Genomic DNA, 20,443 nt, shown 5'->3' on the forward strand with positions numbered 1-20,443 from the left:
GGAGAAAACATGCGAATCAGTACAAATATGATTTTTGACCAGCAGGTGCGCGGAATTACCGATTCTCAGGCCTCCTGGCTAAAAGTGGGTGAGCAGCTCTCCAGCGGTCGCCGCGTGACCAACCCTTCGGACGATCCAATTGCCGCGTCCCGGGCTGTAGTGCTCTCTCAAACCCAGCAGCAGGGAAGTCAGTATGCGCTGGCACGTACTTTTGCCGAACAGGGATTGTCACTGGAAGAAAATACGCTGAACAACGTCACCAGTGCGATTCAGGATGCACAAACGCTGATCGTTAACGGTTCAACCGGCACGCTGAGTGACGACGATCGGGGTTCAATTGCCACTCAGCTGGAAGGCATTCGCGCCCAACTGCTGAACCAGGCAAACAGCCAGGATGCCAATGGACGCTACATCTTTGCCGGCTATAAAACTGACAGCGCGCCGTTTGTCGATACGGCAGGTACTGGCGTCAGTTATGCTGGCGGCACCGAAGCGATTACTCAGAAGGTCGATACCAGCCGCACCATGACCGTCGCGCATACCGGTGATGATGTTTTTATGGCGATCACCAGCAACGCCACTAAAGAACCGGATGGCAGCGCCAGTGAAACCAATCTGTTTACAATGCTGGACAGCGCGATTGCGGCGCTGAAAGTCCCGCAGGATGATGCGGACGCCGCCACCAAAGCAACCTTTCAGGCAGCGATGGATAAAACGAACCGCGGCCTGGGTAATGCCCTGAATAATGTTTTGACCGTGCGTTCTGAGATTGGTACCCAGCTGTCAGAGATTGATACGCTAAATGCGCAGGGCGACGATCGCTCGGTCATCTACAGTTCACAGATGAGTGACCTCGTTGACGCGGATTATACGAAAACAGTTTCCAGCTACACCATGCAGCAGACGGCTCTGCAGGCTTCATATAAGACTTTTACTGATATGTCAAAAATGTCACTGTTCCAGTTAAATTCGTAGTATGACCTGAAATTTTGAGCGTACTTTAACCGGATGCGATTACTTTCCCCCCTCCTGCTAAAGAAGGGGGGATTTTTTTGCTGGTGATTCAGCCGTTTTTCATAAAGCCAGGCTGCCTGATAGCGAAAGGCTGCTCGCATAGCTTTCTTGCTGTCCCACTTCACACGTCACGCCACTTCGCACTCACGCACGCTTGATGCTTTCCCACACGTTACAACAGCCGACGTGCCTGACGCCGTCTTGACGGATGGCTGATGACGTAAACGGGGCGGTATTAATTCTTTATTTGCCTGGTGACTGAATCGACGCCATAAAAAAACCCCGGCTTTCAGACCGGGGTTCAGTTCATAACAGCTTAAGCGTCAGGGCTTTGTGGCTGGCGCGGTAGCCTGATGGGTGGCGCTATGACCACCCGCAGAACCGCGACCGTCGAACTCATACGGCGCACGGACCCAGTCACTGTGCGGAGCGGGTTCTGACTGCCAGACCGGCGCAGGCGCTTTGGTCATCGGCGCAGAGGCATAATGCTTCCAGCGCGTACCGTCATTCGATACCGCTTCAGCAGCCGGCGCTGATGAGACAGGCTCGACCGCGGTTACCGGTGCTGCAGGCGCGATATCGCGAGCGGCAACCGGGGCATGAGGTTCACTGACGGGCGCGATTTCAGCGTGAGCAGTAACCGGCGCGTTCAGCACTTCTTCCACCTCTGCTGCGATCGCTGCGCTGACATCAATAGCTGACTGCTCAGCCACGTCGGCAGGCTGTGAGATCTCAGCAGCTGGCGTTACCTCCGCTATTTCGGTGACCGGCTCAGCAGGCTGCGACACGGGCGTTTCAGCGACGGGCTTAGCAGGCACGGCTTCAGCCGCTACAGCTTCCGCTTTGGCTTCATCAGCAGCCGGAACAACAGAAGGCTGCTCGTCAACCGGAGCGTCGATAGCACGGGTATCGTCAGTGTTGACGATCGCCACTGGCGTTTCTGCCTGCGGCTCGGCCTGTTGCACTGGCGCGTCCTGAGCAACCGATTCAACGGCGGCAGCAACCGGCAGCGCAGGGGTCGCGTCTTCGGTCTCTTCGCTGTTATAAGCTGGCGTCTCATGCGTTACATTCTGAACCTGCTCTTCGCTGGCCTGGCTCACCGGATAACGAATCCAGACTTTGCCGGATGCCATTTCAGGTGAAGCCGCGGCAGCGGCCAGAGGCATAGCTGACTGCGTCGGGTAACGCTCATCACGGTAACGACGACGACGCTGTCCGCTGACGCGCAGATGACGTGGCGAACGACGTGAACGACGCGGCATATTGGCGTTATCACGGCTGTCGTTGTCATCCTGCTCGTCACTCTGCGAAGCCTGGAACTCAGGCTGTGTCTGAGCAACGTCAGCTGGCTGTGACTGACGCACTTCAGCAGGCTGGGCAATGTCGCTGGCTTCGGCTGGCATAGGCGGACGGTTATCATCCACACGCACCTTCTGGTTCAGCTGACGCGGCTTACGACGCGGCATAACCTGAACGCGTTCATCATCCTGCGCCTCAGTGACGTCCAGGGCTTCAGCAACGACGGCTGGCTGCTCAGCGGCTTTGGCCGCTTCTTCACCGGCACGTTTCTCTTCCTGACGACGACGCTGACGTTCAGCACGCTGTTCACGACGCTGTTGCTGCTGCTCATCACGCTGCTGACGCGCTTCTTCGCTCAGTGCCGGACGCTCTTCGCGCACTTCACCCGTCTGAGACTGACGCTTGTTGCGACGGTTGTCGTTGCCATCGCGCGGCTCGCGGCTTTCACGTGGCTCACGACTTTCGCGCGGTTCACGGCTTTCACGCGGCTCGCGACTTTCGCGTGGTTCACGGCCTTCACGGGACTGTGCATTATCACCGTTACGCGGCGTACGTTCACGGCGATTGTTGTTACGACGGTTGTTATTGTTGCTGCGGCGCTCGCCACGGCCACTGTTGCTTTCCTGCTCTTCAGTCGCTTTCTGCGGTTCAGCAACCTCAGTGGCCACTGGTGCAGCAGCAGGCGCTTCTTCGCCAGCGAACATTTTTTTCAGGCCGCCAAGCAGACGCCCGAAGAAACCGGTGCTGACGGTCGCTGGTGCAGCAACAGCCGGGGCTGATTTTGCTGCTGGCTGAGCTTCAGTGCGCTTCACTTCAGGCTCAACTTCTACCGGCGCAGGAGGCGCATCAGGCATTACAAAGGCGGCCAGAGCAGGCTGCTCAGGACGACGGCGCTCAGCATGTTCCTCTTCCGATGGCATAGCCATTTCGGCTTCATGCAGCTTCGGCAGATGATAACTCAGGGTCTGCGTCTCTTCGCCTTTACGTACGCGCAGCACGGAGTAGTGCGGGGTCTGCATCTTGTCATCAGGAACGATGATTGCCCGAACGCCACCCTGGCGTTTTTCGATCGCGTTAACCGCTTCACGTTTTTCATTCAGCAGGTAAGAAGCAACCTGAACCGGAACAATGGCGTGAACTTCTTTGGTGTTGTCTTTCAGCGCTTCTTCTTCAATCAGACGCAGAATGGACAGCGCCAGTGACTCGTTATCACGGATGGTGCCGGTGCCGCTACAGCGTGGGCAGACGTGATGACTGGATTCACCTAATGACGGGCTCAGACGCTGACGGGACATCTCCAGCAGGCCGAAACGTGAAATGTGGCTGATCTGAATACGGGCGCGGTCCTGACGGACAGCTTCACGCAGACGGTTCTCAACGGCGCGCTGATGGCGTACCGGCGTCATATCGATGTAATCGATAACGATCAGGCCGCCCAGGTCACGCAGGCGCAGCTGACGGGCAATCTCATCGGCCGCTTCAAGGTTGGTGTTGAAGGCCGTCTCTTCGATGTCACCGCCACGCGTGGCGCGTGCTGAGTTGATATCGATAGCGGTCAGCGCTTCGGTACTGTCGATCACAATCGAACCACCGGAAGGCAGGCGGACTTCACGCTGGAAGGCGGATTCGATTTGCGATTCGATCTGATAGTGGCTGAACAGCGGGATTTCACCGGTGTAGAGCTTAATTTTGCTGCTGAAGTCCGGACGACCCAGCGCAGCGATATGCTGACGAGCGAGTTCCAGCACTTTCGGGTTATCGATAAGGATTTCACCGATGTCCTGACGCAGATAGTCGCGGAAGGCACGCACAATCACGTTGCTCTCCTGATGGATCAGGAACGGAGCAGGGCGGTTTTCAGCGGCTTTCTTAATCGCTTCCCAGTGCTTGAGACGGAAGCTTAAGTCCCACTGCAGCGACTCGGCAGATTTACCAACGCCCGCAGTGCGCACAATCAGGCCCATGCCTTCCGGCAGATCCAGCGCTGACAGGGCTTCTTTCAGTTCGGTACGATCGTCACCTTCGATGCGGCGAGAGATACCGCCTGCACGTGGGTTATTCGGCATCAGTACCAGGTAGCTGCCCGCCAGAGAGATAAAGGTTGTCAGCGCAGCGCCTTTATTGCCGCGTTCTTCTTTGTCGATCTGAACAATGACTTCCTGGCCTTCACGCAGCACGTCTTTAATATTCGGACGACCATGTGCGTTATAGCTGGAGGGGAAATATTCGCGGGAAATTTCTTTTAACGGGAGGAAACCGTGACGCTCTGCGCCATAATCGACAAACGCAGCTTCAAGGCTGGGTTCGATGCGAGTGATTTTACCTTTGTAGATGTTGGCTTTTTTCTGTTCGTGTCCAGGACTTTCGATATCCAGATCGTACAGACGCTGACCGTCAACCAGGGCAACGCGCAACTCCTCCTGCTGAGTTGCGTTTATTAACATTCTTTTCATCGTGACTTACTCGTTATTCTTTCATGAGTGATTACAGCTGCGGGCATAGTTACCCTGGACGAGTATCAACCGATGGCCCCGTGACTTAGTGCAATGTCGTCAGCCTCACGGCTGTCGACCGCGCGAGGGGCGCAAATAACGTCGGTGGCCTGTTTTTCATAAGGGAAAACAGCACCAGATAGTGGAAATGCCTGAGAGAATAATGAAAACCCGTGCATCCCATACTGTTGTCCAGGCCGCAACCCGCAGCCCGCTAAGTGCCTGATTTCGCATTACGTCTTACGCCATTGCTGCGTGTCTGCTCAATCCGGCAAAATGACAATTTCGCTCGGTTTCTGCTCTGAAATGCTTCAGTTAAGAAACTCAGGCATTATTCCATTGCTAACCTTCATATAGCAAGGCGACTTTAGCCAGCTTGTGAAGTTTCTTTACATTTAACTTGCTAATGTGTCGGACAAAGCAGCGGTTTGCTGAAAAAGCCAGCAGAGAAGCGACCTGCCATCACATCAACCCCAGAGTTAAGCACAGAAAAAGGGGTGGCGCTATCAGGGGACACTATTTAGAATCGCCGCCATGAAAACAGAGAATCCCGGCGTACATTTTGTCGCCATCACGGCTGAAAATGCCGGACAACGTATTGATAACTTTTTGCGCACCCAGCTCAAGGGTGTGCCAAAGAGCATGATTTATCGCATCGTACGCAAGGGCGAGGTGCGGGTGAATAAAAAGCGCGTCAAGCCAGAGTATAAGCTGGAGGAAGGGGATGAGGTTCGCATTCCGCCGGTCCGGGTCGCGGAGCGCGATGAAGACGCCGTATCACCTAAGCTGGCGAAGGTCGCTTCGCTGGCGGACGCTATCCTCTTCGAGGATGAGTCGCTGCTGGTGATGAACAAGCCCTCTGGCACGGCCGTGCATGGCGGCAGCGGACTCAGTTTCGGGGTGATTGAAGGGCTGCGTGCGCTGCGCCCGGAAGCGCGCTTCCTGGAACTGGTGCATCGCCTGGATCGTGATACCTCCGGCATTCTGCTGGTCGCAAAAAAACGCTCGGCGCTGCGTTCCCTGCACGAGCAACTGCGTGAAAAGGGGATGCAGAAAGATTATCTGGCCCTGGTACGCGGCAGCTGGCCGTCGCATCTGAAGGTCGTTCAGGCTCCTCTGCTGAAAAATATTCTCCAGAGTGGTGAGCGTGTCGTGCGCGTCAGCAGCGAAGGTAAAGCCTCTGAAACCCGCTTTAAAGTGGAAGAGCGGTTTGAGTTTGCCACACTGGTGAAAGCCAGTCCGGTCACCGGACGCACCCACCAGATTCGTGTACATACGCTGCATGCTGGCCATCCCATCGCCTTCGACGATCGCTATGGCGAACGTGACTTTGACAGTCAGCTGGCATCAACCGGTCTGAAACGCCTGTTCCTGCACGCGGCGGCACTGACCTTTACCCATCCCGCCACTGGCGAAGTCATGCGTGTCGAAGCACCACTGGATGAGGGCCTGAAGCAGTGCCTGAATAAGCTGCGTCAGCTGAAAGCATAACGGTTCCCCGGCATCACTCCGTTAAAGGATTGATGCCGGCCTGCTGCAACATCCCGTTGAGCGCAATCAGCGGCAGCCCGACCAGCGTATTAGGATCGCGCCCCTCCAGCCGGTCAAACAGACAAATTCCCAGACCTTCACTTTTAAAACTGCCTGCACACTGCAGCGGCTGCTCCTTTTCCACATATCCGGCGATTTCAGCGTCGGTCAAGGTGCGGAAATGCACCACGAAGGGTTCGCAATACTGCAGCAGCCTGCCACTGGCCGGATGAAACAGCGCCAGTCCGGTGTAAAAGGTAATCGCCTGACCGCTGGCGGCACGCAGTTGCGCCCGCGCACTCTCAGCCGTGTGTGGTTTACCGGCGATCGCGCCATCCAGCACGCAGACCTGATCTGAGCCGATTATCCAGTGGCGGGGATAGGTTCCAGCCAGCGCCTGCGCTTTCGCCACGGCAAGACGAATCACCAGTGCTTCGGCATTTTCACCGGGCTGCGGTGACTCATCTACATCAGGCGCAGCGGTAATAAAAGGCAGGCCCAGCTTACGCAGTAATGCCTGCCGGAAGGGCGAGGTTGAAGCTAAAAGAATCGATGGCGTCATTTTTTTTCAATAGTGATAGCGAATTGGTGACAGTCATTTTAAACTGTGCGCCGCACTGGATGCGAATAGTGGTTGAAAGATGCTGTTTAACGGCCTTTTTCTTTGACTCTATGACATTACAAAGTTAATATGCGCGCCCTATGCAAAAGGTAAAATTACCCCTAACGCTGGACCCTGTCCGCACCGCTCAGAAGCGCCTTGATTATCAGGGTGTCTACACATCTGTTCAGGTGGAGCGTGTGGCCGAGTCGGTCGTTAGTGTGGACAGTGATGTGGATTGTGCCATGTCGTTTGCGGTTGATAACCAACGTCTGGCGGTACTGACGGGTACTGCTGAAGTTCAGGTGACGTTACGTTGTCAGCGCTGCAACCAGACCTTTCCCCATCACGTAAAAGTGAGTTATTGCTTCAGCCCTGTCTCTTCTGAAGAGCAGGCCGAAGCATTACCGGAAGCGTACGAGCCGGTCGATGTCAACGAGTTTGGTGAAATCGATCTGCTGGCGGTTGTCGAGGATGAACTGATTCTCGCGCTGCCGGTCGTTCCGGTGCACGATTCTGAACACTGTGAAGTGTCCGAGGCGGACATGGTCTTTGGCAAACTGCCTGCAGAGGCGGAGAAACCAAATCCATTTGCCGTATTAGCCAGTTTAAAGCGTAAGTAATAGGAGTAAGGTCCATGGCCGTACAACAGAATAAACCCACCCGTTCTAAGCGTGGTATGCGTCGTTCACACGATGCGCTGACCACTGCTGCTCTGTCAGTAGATAAAGTTTCTGGCGAAACTCATCTGCGTCACCACATCACTGCGGACGGTTACTACCGCGGTCGCAAGGTTATCGTTAAGTAAGTTTCTTGCTTAGCAAGGCGATACCTTGACACGTTTGACCCTGGCGATTGATGCCATGGGCGGGGACTTCGGTCCCTGCGTGACAGTGCCTGCAGCATTGCAGGCACTGGCCTCTCATTCGGAACTATTCCTTCTTCTGGTCGGACATCCCGACACTCTCACGCCATTGCTTGCCAAAGCGGATTCCTCCCTGACGGGGCGTTTGCAGGTGATCCCTGCCGAATCGGTTATTGCAAGTGATGCGCGGCCCGCTCAGGCCATCCGGAACAGTCGCGGCAGTTCAATGCGCGTGGCACTGGAGATGGTGAAAGAGGGACGTGCAGAGGCCTGCATCAGCGCCGGCAATACCGGTGCGCTGATGGGGCTGTCGACACTCTTATTAAAACCGCTGGATGGAATTAAGCGTCCGGCGCTGATGTCCGTTTTACCGCATCAGCAACAGGGTAAAACCGTGGTGCTGGATCTGGGTGCGAATGTGGGCTCAGACAGTGCGATGCTGGTGCAGTTTGCTGTGATGGGGTCGGTGATGGCTGAGCATGTGCTTGGTATTCCACGGCCCCGTGTCGCGTTGCTCAACATTGGTCATGAAGAGACCAAAGGGCTGGAAACCATCCGCGATGCCGCAGTAGTGCTGCGAGAATCACCGCAAATCAACTATATTGGTTACCTCGAAGGTAACGAGCTGCTCACCGGCAAAACGGATGTGATGGTCTGTGACGGTTTTGTCGGAAACGTCACGCTGAAGACGATGGAAGGCGTGGTAAGAATGTTTCTTTCTCTGCTGAAGTCATCAGGGGAAGGTAAAAAACGGTCATGGTGGCTTCAGTTGCTGGGGCGCTTAATCCAGAAACGTCTGGCGAAACGCTTCGGGCAACTCAACCCTGACCAGTACAATGGCGCTTGTCTGTTAGGATTGCGCGGAACAGTGATCAAGAGTCACGGCGCAGCAAATCAACACGCCTTCGCCGTGGCGATAGAACAGGCAGAGCAGGCGGTGAGGCAGCAAATTCCCAAGCGAATTGCTGCGCGCCTTGATGCTGTATTAGCCAGGAGTGACAAAGCCTAGATGTATACCAAAATTATCGGTACGGGCAGTTATCTGCCCAGCCAGGTTCGCACCAATGCCGATCTGGAAAAAATGGTGGAGACGTCGGACGAGTGGATTGTTACACGTACCGGCATCCGTGAGCGTCGCATTGCTGCGCCTGACGAAACCGTCGCCACCATGGGATTCAGCGCGGCGCAACGCGCGCTTGAAATGGCAGGCATTGAGGCGAACGATGTTGGGCTGATTATTGTCGCCACAACCTCGTCCAGCCATGCTTTCCCCAGCTCCGCCTGCATGATCCAGCAAATGCTGGAGATTAAAGATTGCGCGGCATTTGACCTTGCTGCCGCCTGTGCGGGTTTCACCTATGCACTGAGCGTAGCCGATCAATACATCAAAAATGGCGCAGTTAAGCATGCTCTGGTTATCGGCGCTGATGTCCTGGCGCGTGCGCTGGATCCGGAAGATCGCGGCACCATCATCCTGTTTGGTGATGGCGCGGGTGCGGTCGTGCTGGGCCAGAGTGAAGAGCAGGGGATTATCTCTACTCACCTTCATGCTGATGGTCGCTATGCGCAGCTTCTGACGCTGCCTTATCAGGATCGTGCCCATCAGGATCAGCCCGCCTATGTCACCATGGCAGGTAACGAAGTCTTCAAGGTCGCCGTCACCGAACTGGCCCACATCGTTGATGAAACGCTGCAGGCTAATAATCTCGATCGTGAAATGCTGGACTGGCTGGTTCCGCATCAGGCGAACCTGCGCATTATCAGCGCTACCGCGAAAAAACTCGGTATGACCATGGACAAAGTGGTCGTCACACTGGATCGCCATGGCAATACCTCTGCTGCATCGGTGCCAAGCGCACTGGATGAAGCGGTTCGTGATGGCCGCATCAAACCCGGACACCTTATTCTGCTGGAAGCCTTTGGTGGTGGATTCACCTGGGGTTCTGCGCTGGTTCGCTTTTGATTGACAGGAACAGAAGATGACGCAATTTGCATTTGTTTTTCCAGGTCAGGGTTCACAGACCGTGGGCATGCTGACTGAATTAGCGGCGACGTATCCGCTGGTAGAAGAGACCTTCCGTGAAGCCTCTGACGCGCTGGGTTATGACCTGTGGCAGTTAGTGAGTCAGGGTCCGGCTGAAGAGCTGAACAAAACCTGGCAGACTCAGCCTGCACTGTTAGCTGCCTCTGTGGCCATCTACCGCGTCTGGCAGCAGCAGGGCGGTGAACAGCCTGTCCTGATGGCCGGTCACAGCCTGGGCGAATATTCGGCGCTGGTTTGTGCGGGTGTGCTTAACTTTGCTGACGCAGTGAAGCTGGTAGAACTGCGTGGCAAACTGATGCAGGAAGCGGTGCCAGAAGGCACCGGCGCAATGCAGGCGATTATTGGCCTGGATGACGCGGCTATTCGCAAAGCCTGTGAAGAGAGCGCGCAGGGCCAGGTTGTCTCACCGGTTAACTTCAACTCGCCAGGCCAGGTGGTTATTGCGGGTAACAAAGAAGCCGTTGAGCGTGCAGGCGCTGCCTGTAAAGCTGCGGGCGCTAAGCGTGCCCTGCCACTGCCGGTCAGCGTGCCTTCTCACTGTGCACTGATGAAGCCTGCCGCTGATAAACTGGCGGTTGCGCTGGAGAGCATTACGTTTAATGCACCAGCGGTGCCGGTGATCAATAACGTCGATGTGAAAGCGGAAACTGACGCTGCGGCCATCCGTCATGCGCTGGTTCGTCAGCTCTACAGCCCGGTTCGCTGGACCGAGAGCGTGGAAGTGATGGCGGCACAGGGCGTGACACAGCTGCTGGAGATGGGTCCAGGTAAAGTCCTGACCGGTCTGACCAAACGTATTGTCGATACCCTGACAGCGGCTGCCGTTAACGATACGGCATCCCTGGCGGCTGCACTCGGTAAGGAATAAGAGGAAAATCATGAGCTTTGAAGGTAAAGTTGCGCTGGTTACCGGCGCGAGTCGCGGTATTGGTCGTGCGATTGCAGAAACCCTGGCGGCACGTGGTGCCAAAGTGGTAGGAACTGCAACCAGCCAGAGTGGCGCCGACGCCATCAGTGCTTACCTTGGCGACAAGGGTAAAGGCCTGTTACTGAACGTGACTGACGCTGATTCAATTAACAGCGTTTTAGAGAATATTCGCGCTGAATTTGGCGAAGTGGATATTTTAGTCAATAATGCAGGCATTACGCGTGATAATCTTCTCATGCGCATGAAGGACGATGAGTGGCAGGATATCCTGGATACTAACCTCACATCGGTATTCCGCCTTTCTAAGGCGGTCCTGCGTGCCATGATGAAAAAGCGCGTGGGCCGTATCATCACCATTGGTTCCGTTGTTGGCACCATGGGTAACGCGGGCCAGGCAAACTACGCAGCAGCAAAAGCGGGTTTGATTGGCTTTAGCAAATCACTGGCGCGCGAAATCGCGTCACGTGGCATTACCGTCAACGTCGTGGCTCCAGGCTTTATTGAGACTGACATGACGCGGGCACTGAACGAAGATCAACGTTCCGGTATTTTGGCGGAAGTCCCTGCGGGTCGCTTAGGCGACGCACAGGAAATCGCCAATGCTGTAGCATTTTTAGCCTCTGACGAAGCAGCCTACATCACAGGTGAAACGCTGCACGTCAATGGCGGAATGTACATGGTCTGATAAATCACGAAATCATTTGCTTTATTTGCGGTTAAAACCGCAAAATAACGCAAAATCGTGGTTCGACCAGCCGGGATTTTGTTGCATCTTTTTCACCATTTTATACACTACGAAAACCATCGCGTAAGCGAGTTTTGATAGGAAATTAAATAGTATGAGCGATATCGAACAACGCGTTAAGAAAATCATCAGTGAGCAGCTGGGTGTGAAAGAGGAAGAAGTCACCAACTCTGCATCTTTCGTAGAAGACCTGGGTGCCGATTCTCTTGATACCGTTGAGCTGGTGATGGCTCTGGAAGAAGAGTTTGATACTGAGATTCCAGACGAAGAAGCTGAGAAAATCACTACCGTTCAGGCAGCGATCGACTACATCAATAGCCATAAAGGCTAATGAATATCTTCAGGCGGTCGCTCGACCGCCTGATTTTTTTGTTTGTCCCACATAGTTCCCTATTTCCCCTCCCTGGAGGACGAACGTGTCTAAGCGTCGTGTAGTTGTGACTGGTCTTGGCATGTTGTCTCCTGTCGGCAATACCGTAGAGTCTACCTGGAGTGCTCTCCTTGCCGGTCAGAGCGGCATTACCCTGATCGACCATTTTGATACCAGTGCTTATGCAACCCGTTTTGCAGGTCTGGTAAGAGATTTTAATTGTGATGACTACATCTCGCGCAAAGATCAGCGCAAGATGGATGCCTTCATCCAGTACGGCATTGTGGCCGGTATGCAGGCCATGCAGGACAGCGGTCTGGTTATTACCGATGAAAATGCAAGCCGTATGGGCGCAGCAATTGGCTCCGGCATCGGTGGCTTAGGTCTGATTGAAGAGAATCATACCTCACTGGTCAACGGCGGCCCGCGTAAAATCAGCCCATTCTTTGTGCCTTCAACCATCGTTAACATGGTGGCGGGTCATCTCAGCATCATGTATGGCCTGAAAGGTCCAAGCATCTCTATCGCGACAGCCTGTACCTCTGGTGTGCATAACATCGGTCATGCCGCACGTATCATCGCCTATAACGATGCTGACGTGATGCTGGCGGGTGGCACAGAGAAAGCCAGCACGCCATTAGGCGTCGGTGGTTTTGGTGCAGCACGCGCCCTCTCAACCCGTAACGACAACCCGCAAGCGGCCAGCCGCCCGTGGGATAAAGATCGTGATGGTTTTGTGCTGGGTGACGGCGCTGGCATTGTGGTGCTCGAAGAGTACGAACATGCGAAGAAACGTGGTGCGAAAATCTACGCAGAAATCGTAGGTTTCGGTATGAGCAGCGATGCCTACCACATGACGTCACCACCAGAAGATGGTTCGGGTGCCGCGGCGGCAATGATCAATGCGCTGCGTGATGCTCAGCTTACGCCAGAGCAGATCGGCTATGTCAACGCGCACGGCACCTCCACGCCAGCCGGTGATAAAGCTGAAGCGCAGGCGGTGAAATCGGTCTTCGGGGCAGCAGCCAGCAGTGTGATGGTGAGCTCAACCAAATCAATGACCGGACACTTACTGGGTGCCGCAGGCGCTGTTGAATCGATTTACTCGATTCTGGCACTGCGCGACCAGGCCGTTCCACCGACCATTAACCTGGACAATCCGGATGAAGGCTGCGATCTCGACTTCGTGCCTCACACCGCGCGTCAGGTTCCTGGACTGGAGTACACGCTGTGTAACTCCTTCGGTTTCGGCGGAACCAACGGTTCGTTGATCTTCCGTAAAGTGTAATCGTTGCAGATTGCTAAAAAGGCCCGCGATGCGGGCCTTTTTTTATCCTGCAAAATGCGCTGAAATCACGTCTCACGCTCAGGAGAGAACGATGTGGATTAACGGAGTCAAACAATCGACGCTGGCTGCCAGCGACCGCGGCATGCAGTTCGGCGATGGCTGCTTTACCACCGCCGCCGTCCTTCAGGGTAAAATCCTGCTGCTGGAGAGCCATCTGCTGCGCCTTAAAGCAGGCTGCGAGCGGTTATGGATCGGCGGCGTCGACTGGGATCAGCTGGAGGCTGAGATGAGACAGGCCGCACAGGAGCAGGCGCAGGCAGTGCTGAAAGTCATCATCAGCGCGGGCAGCGGCGGACGGGGTTATAGCCGCCTGGGCTGTGGTGAACCCACGCGCATCGTCTCATTAGCGCCCTGGCCGCAACACTACGCCGGGTTACAGCAGCATGGTGCTTCACTCCGGCTGAGTCCGGTTCGTCTGGCGCGAAACCCGCAGTTTGCCGGTATCAAGCACCTTAACCGTCTGGAGCAGGTGATGATTCGGGCTCATCTTGACCAGACAGACGCTGACGAGGCGCTGGTGCTTGACACTGAAGGTTGGGTGGTGGAATGCTGTGCGGCCAATTTATTCTGGCGGCAGGGCAGACAAATTTTTACGCCCGATGTATCCGCGTCAGGCGTGGACGGCATTATGCGGCGAAGTCTGATGGCGCAACTTGCAGCAGCAGGTCACGCTTGTCAGGTGATAAAAAGCGAACCGGCACAGCTGCTGGATGCTGATGAAGTGGTGATATGTAACGCGCTGATGCCGGTTCTGCCGGTCCGACAGATAGAAGCCGTACAGTTTACTGAGCGCTCGCTGTTTAATCAGTTGCACGCTAGCAGTAAAAAGATAATGGATGCATCATGATTCGAAGCAAAAAAATTCTCGTCAGCCTGCTGGCGATTGTGGGTCTCGCGGCTGTGCTGAGTTACTGGCAGGTTAAGCAGTTTGCGGCCACCCCGTTGACCATTAAGCAGGAAACAATCTACACATTGCCAGCCGGTACAGGCCGGGTTGCACTCCAGGCGCAGCTGGAAGAGAAAAACATCATTCCGCACAGTATCTGGTTTGGCGCTCTGCTGCGTCTGGAGCCGGAGCTGGCGACCTTTAAGGCGGGCACCTATCGCCTTGAACCGACCATGACGGTGCGCGCGCTGTTACAGCTGCTGGCCAGTGGTAAAGAGGCGCAGTTCCCGGTGCGGTTTGTGGAGGGGCAGAGGCTGAAAGAGTGGCTCAGCGAGCTGCGTAAAGCGCCCTATATCCGCCACACTCTGAAAGATGATCAGTTCGCCACCCTTGCCAGCGCACTCAACGTGGAGCCAGAGCAACTGGAGGGCAACTTCTTTCCGGACACGTATCTCTACACCGCCAACACGACCGATATGGCGCTGCTGCAACGCGCGCATGATCGGATGAAGAAAACCATCGATGAGGTGTGGCAGGGACGGGCGGATAATCTGCCTTACAAAACGCCACAGGATCTGGTGACCATGGCCTCGATCATTGAGAAAGAGACCGGCGTCAGCGAAGAGCGCGCGCGCGTGGCCTCGGTGTTTATTAATCGCCTGCGCACAGGTATGCGTTTGCAGACCGATCCCACGGTGATCTATGGCATGGGTGACAGCTACAACGGTACACTGACCCGCAAAGATCTTGAGACGGCCAGCGCGTACAATACCTATATTATTAATGGCCTGCCGCCTGGACCGATCGCGATGCCGGGCAAAGCCTCACTGCAGGCAGCGGCCCATCCCGAGAAAACGAACTATCTCTACTTTGTTGCAGACGGCAAGGGTGGACATACGTTTACCACCAATCTCGCCAGCCATAACAAGGCGGTGCAGGTCTACCGGCAGACGCTGAAGGAAAAAAATGAACAGTAAGTTTATCGTCATTGAAGGCCTGGAAGGCGCCGGAAAAACCACCGCGCGCGACGCCATTGTCGCTACGCTGCATGCCCGTGGTATCAGTGATCTGGTCTTTACCCGCGAGCCTGGCGGTACGCCGCTGGCAGAACAGCTTCGGGTTTTGGTTAAGCAGGGTATTGAAGGTGAGCAGGTGACGGATAAAGCCGAACTGCTGATGCTCTATGCCGCGCGGGTTCAGCTGGTAGAGACCGTAATCAAACCGGCGCTGGCTCGCGGTGCCTGGGTAATCGGCGATCGTCACGATCTCTCCTCGCAGGCTTATCAGGGTGGCGGTCGGGGTCTTGACAGCGGACTGATGCAGACGCTGCGCGATGCGGTATTAGGCGATTTTCGTCCCGATCTGACGCTCTATCTTGATGTCACGCCTGAGATCGGTCTGCAGCGCGCCCGTGCGCGTGGTGAGCTGGATCGTATTGAGCAGGAGTCGCTGCGCTTCTTTGAACGTACCCGAGCGCGCTATCTGGCCCTTGCTGCAGAAGATCCCACTATCCTGACCATCGACGCCACTCAGTCGCTGACCGAGGTGACAGTGTCACTTCAGCTGGCGCTGGCGAGCTGGCTGGCGGAGCAGGCGTGATGAACTGGTATCCGTGGCTGAATCAGCCTTATCGCCAGGTGATTGGCCAGCATCAGGAGAATCGCGCGCATCATGCGCTGTTGATCCAGGCGATGGCTGGCATGGGCGATGACGCGCTGGTCTGGGGGATGAGCCGCTGGCTGATGTGCCAGCAGCCGGATGGACTGAAAAGTTGTGGAGCGTGCCACGGTTGCCAGCTGATGCAGGCTAATACTCACCCTGACTGGTATCGGTTAGAGGCGGAGAAGGGCAAAAGTACCCTGGGCATCGATGCGGTGCGGCAGGTGACAGAAAAAATGTATCACTTTGGCCAGCAGGGCGGCGCGAAAGTGGTCTGGCTGCCGGATGCTGCACAGCTTTCAGAAGCGGCCGCTAACGCCCTGCTGAAAACGCTGGAAGAGCCGCCAGCCAACAGCTGGTTCTTCCTCAGCAGCCGCGATCCGTCACGTCTGCTGGCCACACTGCGCAGTCGCTGCATGACGCTGCATCTGACGCCGCCCGATGAAGGACAAAGCCTGCTCTGGCTGAAGAAACAGTCCTCGCACGATGAACAGATGCTGCTGGCGGCGCTACGCCTGAGCGCAGGCGCGCCGGGCGCGGCGCTGAGCCTGCTGGAAAACGGGCCGTGGCAGGCGCGGCAAAAGCTTTGCGATGCGCTGCCCGCGGCATTGCAGCAGGACATCCTGCAACTGTTACCTGCGCTGAATGCTGACGATGCGGCAGCACGTATCGGCTGGCTGCTCTCTTTGCTGCTGGATGCGATGAAATGGCAGCAAAATGCAGGTCAGTGGCTGAGTAATATTGACCGCCAGGATGTGGTGCAGTTGCTGGCCGGATACTTTTCAGCCAGCGCACTCAACAGCAGTACCCTGGCATGGATGCGCTGTCGCGAGCAGTTACTGCATGTGGCGTCAGTGAATCGCGAATTATTGCTGACCGATCAGCTTCTGAGCTGGGCGGACCAACAGAAGCCTGCGCTGGTCGGCTAAACCTATCTGAGAGTAATTATGTTTATTGTGGATTCCCATTGCCATCTCGATGGCCTGGATTATGAAAAGAACCATCGTGACCTTGATGATGTGATCGCTAAAGCGGCGGCACGTGATGTGAAATTTATGCTGGCTATCGCCACTACGCTGCCGGGTTTCCATACCCTGAAGAGCCTGGTCGGCGAGCGGAAAAATATTGCGCTCTCCTGCGGCGTGCATCCGCTGAATCAGGAAGAGGCTTATGACGTTGAAGAGTTTCGCCGGCTCTCTGCCGATCCTCAGGTGGTAGCGCTCGGTGAAACCGGGCTGGATTATCACTATCAGCCAGAGACCAAAGATCAGCAGCAGCGCTCATTCCGGGAACATATCCGAACCGGGATCGCGCTGAATAAGCCGATCATCGTCCACACCCGTGATGCGCGCGAAGATACGCTGGCGATTCTGCGTGAAGAGCAGGTTGAGCGCTGCGGCGGCGTGCTGCACTGTTTCACTGAGGATCAGCCTACCGCCGCTAAGCTGCTCGATATGGGCTTTTATATCTCCTTTTCCGGGATCGTCACCTTCCGTAATGCTGAACAGCTACGCGAAGCCGCGCGTTATGTGCCGCTGGACCGGATGCTGGTGGAAACGGATTCACCTTATCTGGCACCCGTGCCGTATCGTGGCAAAGAGAATCAGCCTGCTTATACGCGCGATGTTGCCGATTACCTGGCGGTACTGAAAGGTGTCGATGTGGAAACGCTGGCTGCCGCCACCACGCAAAATTTCTCAACGCTGTTCCATATTCCGATGAGCCAGCTCGGCGCCTGATCGGCTTTTATTTCAGCCTCTGTAATTAATCTGTAACCTGCCTATATGACCCTATTTTTTCAGACAGGGTCAGCTTTTTATCGTCAATTACCGATGCACGTCAGTGAGAAATTTCGTAAAGTGCGCCCCTGTGATTGTCGAAACGTGATAGCCATCAAAGTAACAAAAGGGGATTTATTTTACCCTTCGTAATAAATCAAAAGGCGGTCACCGCCAGCCCGGCAAAGAATCCTCCCTCTTTGCCATGCGCATTGCGCAAATATGCACTCATACTCAGGAGCTTCACGCTATGTTCAAAAATGCTTTTGCCAACCTTCAAAAGGTCGGTAAATCGCTGATGCTGCCGGTATCGGTTCTGCCGATAGCCGGTATTTTGTTAGGGGTCGGTTCAGCCAATTTTAGCTGGTTACCTGCAGTGGTTTCGCATGTAATGGCAGAAGCGGGTGGATCGGTGTTCGCCAACATGCCGCTGATTTTTGCTATCGGTGTGGCGCTGGGCTTTACCAATAACGATGGCGTTTCGGCGCTGGCAGCAGTTGTTGCCTATGGCATCATGGTGAAAACCATGGCGGTGGTTGCGCCGCTGGTGCTGCATATGCCTGCGGCAGAGATCGAGGCTAAACACCTCGCCGACACCGGGGTACTGGGCGGTATTATCGCGGGTTCCATCGCCGCCTATATGTTCAACCGCTTCTATCGCATTAAACTGCCGGAATATCTGGGCTTCTTTGCCGGTAAACGTTTTGTGCCGATTATTTCCGGTCTGGCCGCTATCATTCTCGGCGTGCTGCTCTCCTTTATCTGGCCACCGATTGGTTCCGCGATTCAGGAATTCTCGCAGTGGGCGGCCTATCAGAACCCGGTTGTCGCCTTTGGTATTTATGGCGTAATCGAACGCGCACTGGTGCCGTTTGGTCTGCATCATATCTGGAACGTTCCTTTCCAGATGCAGATTGGTGAATACACCAATGCGGCAGGTCAGGTGTTCCACGGTGATATCCCACGCTATATGGCGGGTGACCCGACCGCAGGTAAACTCTCTGGCGGCTTCCTGTTCAAAATGTACGGTCTGCCAGCGGCAGCGATTGCTATCTGGCATTCAGCGAAGCCTGAAAATCGCGCTAAAGTGGGCGGTATTATGATCTCCGCTGCGCTGACCGCATTCCTGACCGGTATCACCGAACCGATTGAATTCTCATTCATGTTCGTCGCACCGATCCTGTATGTGATCCATGCGCTGCTGGCAGGTCTGGCATTCCCAATCTGTATCCTGCTCGGTATGCGTGATGGTACCAGCTTCTCACACGGTCTTATCGACTTTATCGTGCTGAGCGGCAACAGCAGCAAAATCTGGCTGTTCCCGATTATCGGTATCATCTACGGCCTGATTTACTACACCATATTCCGCGTGCTGATCGCCAAACTGGATCTGAAAACGCCTGGCCGTGAAGAGAGCAGCAACAGCGAGCAATCTACCGCGACCGGTACAGAGATGGCGGGCAAACTGGTGGCGGCGTTTGGTGGTAAAGAGAACATCACTAACCTGGATGCCTGTATCACCCGTTTACGCGTCAGCGTCGCTGATGTGGCTAAAGTGGATCAGACTGAACTGAAAAACCTCGGCGCCCGTGGCGTGGTGGTAGCCGGTTCCGGTGTGCAGGCAATTTTCGGGACTAAATCCGATAACCTGAAAACCGATATGGATGATTACATCCGCAGCATGTAATGATTCAGCGAAATGAAAAAGCCCCGCTAAGCGGGGCTTTTTTTTGGGGCGCGTGTTACAGGTAAACGCGCAAGTACTCAGTCAGGCAGAGCAGGGCCATCGCCTGACCGTAAGGCATTGAGGTGAGAGGAACAGTGCGGTAGTAGTCCAGGTCACTGCCCATCGCGGTTCCAAAGGAAACCTGTTTCAGCTCGCCATCGTCATCGATATTCGCAATCACGCCGCGCAGCGCTTTTTCTGCTACCTCCAGATACTCCGCGGGGAGATAGCGCTTGCGAACCCCTTTCAGAATGCCATAGGCAAATCCTGCCGTGGCAGAGGCTTCCGGGTAGCTGTTCGGGTCATCAAGCAGAGTGTGCCACAAGCCGCTGCTGTGCTGACAGGCCTTAAGCGCTTTGACCTGGGTCTCCAGAACCTGCTGCAGGAAGCGGCGGGTCGCGTGATGCTCAGGCCAGTTCATCATCTCCAGGAAGTCAGGAATCACAATCGTCACCCAGCTGTTGCCACGCGCCCAGCGTGCATCAGCAAAGTTATGGCGACCGTCGAAGTTCCAGCCGTGGAACCATAAGCCGGTTTCACGATCCATCAGATACTGGGTGTGCAGCAGGAACTGATAGCTCGCTTCTTCCACCCACTCATCGCGTTTCAGCAACTGGCCGATTTTGGCCAGCGCCATGACGCTCATCATCAGCGTATCGTCCCAGAGCTGCTGGGTGTTTTCATTGTTATAGACGATGTGCTGCAGGCCGCCCTGTTCGGTGCGCGGCATTTCATACATGACCCACTCAGCCCAGCGCTCAAGTACCGGCACCCAGGCCGGGTTACCGGTCTCTTGATAACGGTAAGCCAGCGTCAGAAAAGGACAAACGGTATTCACATTTTTGGTCGGCGTTCCTTCCGCCAGATGCTCAGTGAACCATTCATCAATGATCGCCAGCGTCTGCTGGTCGCCGGTTTGCTGATAGTAGTGCAACATGCCATACAGACCGATGCCATGTGTCCATTCCCAACCCGCCCAGCCTTTGGTATCAATCACCCGGCCATCGTCCAGCCGCAATAAAAATTCGCCTGTCTCATCGGTGATGTTAACCAGATTTTGTGTCAGCTTTTGAATCAGCTGTACCAGTTCGCTGCGTGGCAGCAGATGCTCAGGTTGGCACAATAATTTGCTGTGTTTAACGGGAAATACAGTCATGG

Annotated in this window: 19 protein-coding genes; 16 read left to right on the forward strand and 3 right to left on the reverse strand. The window is 55.3% G+C overall.

Annotation, left to right across the window (positions count from 1 at the left end):
* The first annotated feature begins 9 nt into the window (after positions 1 to 9).
* Positions 10 to 975, forward strand: a complete 966-nt coding sequence (gene flgL, locus FA92_RS05795) for a flagellar hook-associated protein FlgL (protein WP_033782633.1) — start codon at positions 10 to 12, stop codon at positions 973 to 975.
* A gap of 362 nt (positions 976 to 1,337) precedes the next feature.
* Here the strand turns inward: flgL and rne are convergent, their stop codons facing one another.
* Positions 1,338 to 4,766, reverse strand: coding sequence for a ribonuclease E (gene rne / locus FA92_RS05800; protein WP_033782635.1), 3,429 nt, complete (start codon positions 4,764 to 4,766; stop codon positions 1,338 to 1,340).
* Positions 4,767 to 5,339: 573 nt separating this feature from the next.
* On the opposite strand from rne, the gene rluC reads away from it, so the two are divergent.
* Positions 5,340 to 6,296, forward strand: a complete 957-nt coding sequence (gene rluC / locus FA92_RS05805) for a 23S rRNA pseudouridine(955/2504/2580) synthase RluC (protein WP_033782637.1) — start codon at positions 5,340 to 5,342, stop codon at positions 6,294 to 6,296.
* 13 nt (positions 6,297 to 6,309) lie between these two features.
* Here rluC and FA92_RS05810 read toward each other — a convergent pair whose 3' ends face one another.
* Complete coding sequence (locus FA92_RS05810; RefSeq protein WP_033782639.1) at positions 6,310 to 6,897, reverse strand: nucleoside triphosphate pyrophosphatase; 588 nt, start codon at positions 6,895 to 6,897, stop codon at positions 6,310 to 6,312.
* Between the two features lie 140 nt (positions 6,898 to 7,037).
* Here FA92_RS05810 and yceD point away from each other — a divergent pair, with 140 nt between their 5' ends.
* From yceD to ptsG, 14 genes are all read left to right on the forward strand, one after another.
* Positions 7,038 to 7,559, forward strand: coding sequence for a 23S rRNA accumulation protein YceD (gene yceD / locus FA92_RS05815; RefSeq protein WP_008925931.1), 522 nt, complete (start codon positions 7,038 to 7,040; stop codon positions 7,557 to 7,559).
* A gap of 14 nt (positions 7,560 to 7,573) precedes the next feature.
* Positions 7,574 to 7,744 (forward strand): 50S ribosomal protein L32, encoded by a 171-nt coding sequence (gene rpmF, locus FA92_RS05820; RefSeq protein ID WP_003849870.1) that lies wholly within the window; start codon positions 7,574 to 7,576, stop codon positions 7,742 to 7,744.
* A gap of 25 nt (positions 7,745 to 7,769) precedes the next feature.
* On the forward strand, positions 7,770 to 8,810 hold the full coding sequence (gene plsX / locus FA92_RS05825; RefSeq protein WP_033782640.1) for a phosphate acyltransferase PlsX: 1,041 nt from the start codon (positions 7,770 to 7,772) through the stop codon (positions 8,808 to 8,810).
* Positions 8,811 to 9,764, forward strand: a complete 954-nt coding sequence (locus tag FA92_RS05830) for a beta-ketoacyl-ACP synthase III (protein ID WP_031376570.1) — start codon at positions 8,811 to 8,813, stop codon at positions 9,762 to 9,764.
* A gap of 16 nt (positions 9,765 to 9,780) precedes the next feature.
* The gene (fabD, locus tag FA92_RS05835) at positions 9,781 to 10,713 is read left to right on the forward strand and encodes an ACP S-malonyltransferase (protein WP_033782641.1); all 933 of its coding nucleotides are present in this window, start codon (positions 9,781 to 9,783) and stop codon (positions 10,711 to 10,713) included.
* Positions 10,714 to 10,723: 10 nt separating this feature from the next.
* The gene (fabG, locus tag FA92_RS05840) at positions 10,724 to 11,458 is read left to right on the forward strand and encodes a 3-oxoacyl-ACP reductase FabG (RefSeq protein ID WP_013357455.1); all 735 of its coding nucleotides are present in this window, start codon (positions 10,724 to 10,726) and stop codon (positions 11,456 to 11,458) included.
* A 154-nt stretch (positions 11,459 to 11,612) separates the two neighbouring features.
* Positions 11,613 to 11,849 carry an acyl carrier protein gene (acpP, locus tag FA92_RS05845; protein ID WP_003849865.1) on the forward strand — a complete coding sequence of 79 codons (237 nt, stop codon included), beginning with the start codon at positions 11,613 to 11,615 and terminating at the stop codon, positions 11,847 to 11,849.
* 85 nt (positions 11,850 to 11,934) lie between these two features.
* A complete protein-coding gene (gene fabF / locus FA92_RS05850; protein ID WP_033782642.1) occupies positions 11,935 to 13,176 on the forward strand; it encodes a beta-ketoacyl-ACP synthase II in 1,242 nt (413 codons plus the stop codon).
* A 91-nt stretch (positions 13,177 to 13,267) separates the two neighbouring features.
* Positions 13,268 to 14,083 carry an aminodeoxychorismate lyase gene (gene pabC / locus FA92_RS05855; RefSeq protein WP_033782643.1) on the forward strand — a complete coding sequence of 272 codons (816 nt, stop codon included), beginning with the start codon at positions 13,268 to 13,270 and terminating at the stop codon, positions 14,081 to 14,083.
* Positions 14,080 to 15,099, forward strand: coding sequence for a cell division protein YceG (gene yceG / locus FA92_RS05860; RefSeq protein ID WP_033782645.1), 1,020 nt, complete (start codon positions 14,080 to 14,082; stop codon positions 15,097 to 15,099). Before pabC ends, yceG begins: the two co-directional genes overlap by 4 nt.
* Complete coding sequence (gene tmk / locus FA92_RS05865; RefSeq protein WP_033782646.1) at positions 15,089 to 15,721, forward strand: dTMP kinase; 633 nt, start codon at positions 15,089 to 15,091, stop codon at positions 15,719 to 15,721. Before yceG ends, tmk begins: the two co-directional genes overlap by 11 nt.
* Complete coding sequence (gene holB, locus FA92_RS05870; protein ID WP_033782647.1) at positions 15,721 to 16,710, forward strand: DNA polymerase III subunit delta'; 990 nt, start codon at positions 15,721 to 15,723, stop codon at positions 16,708 to 16,710. Before tmk ends, holB begins: the two co-directional genes overlap by 1 nt.
* A gap of 18 nt (positions 16,711 to 16,728) precedes the next feature.
* On the forward strand, positions 16,729 to 17,520 hold the full coding sequence (locus FA92_RS05875) for a metal-dependent hydrolase (RefSeq protein WP_013357461.1): 792 nt from the start codon (positions 16,729 to 16,731) through the stop codon (positions 17,518 to 17,520).
* A 289-nt stretch (positions 17,521 to 17,809) separates the two neighbouring features.
* Entirely contained in the window at positions 17,810 to 19,246 is a 1,437-nt protein-coding gene (ptsG, locus tag FA92_RS05880) for a PTS glucose transporter subunit IIBC (protein WP_013357462.1), read from the forward strand.
* Between the two features lie 55 nt (positions 19,247 to 19,301).
* Here the strand turns inward: ptsG and FA92_RS05885 are convergent, their stop codons facing one another.
* Positions 19,302 to 20,441: a glycoside hydrolase family 88 protein gene (locus FA92_RS05885; protein WP_033782648.1), complete on the reverse strand. Its 1,140-nt coding sequence runs from the start codon at positions 20,439 to 20,441 to the stop codon at positions 19,302 to 19,304.
* Between the last annotated feature and the right edge of the window lie 2 nt (positions 20,442 to 20,443).

Origin of the sequence: Pantoea sp. 9140, from assembly GCF_000745295.1 — a bacterium.
Lineage (GTDB): Bacteria > Pseudomonadota > Gammaproteobacteria > Enterobacterales > Enterobacteriaceae > Pantoea > Pantoea vagans.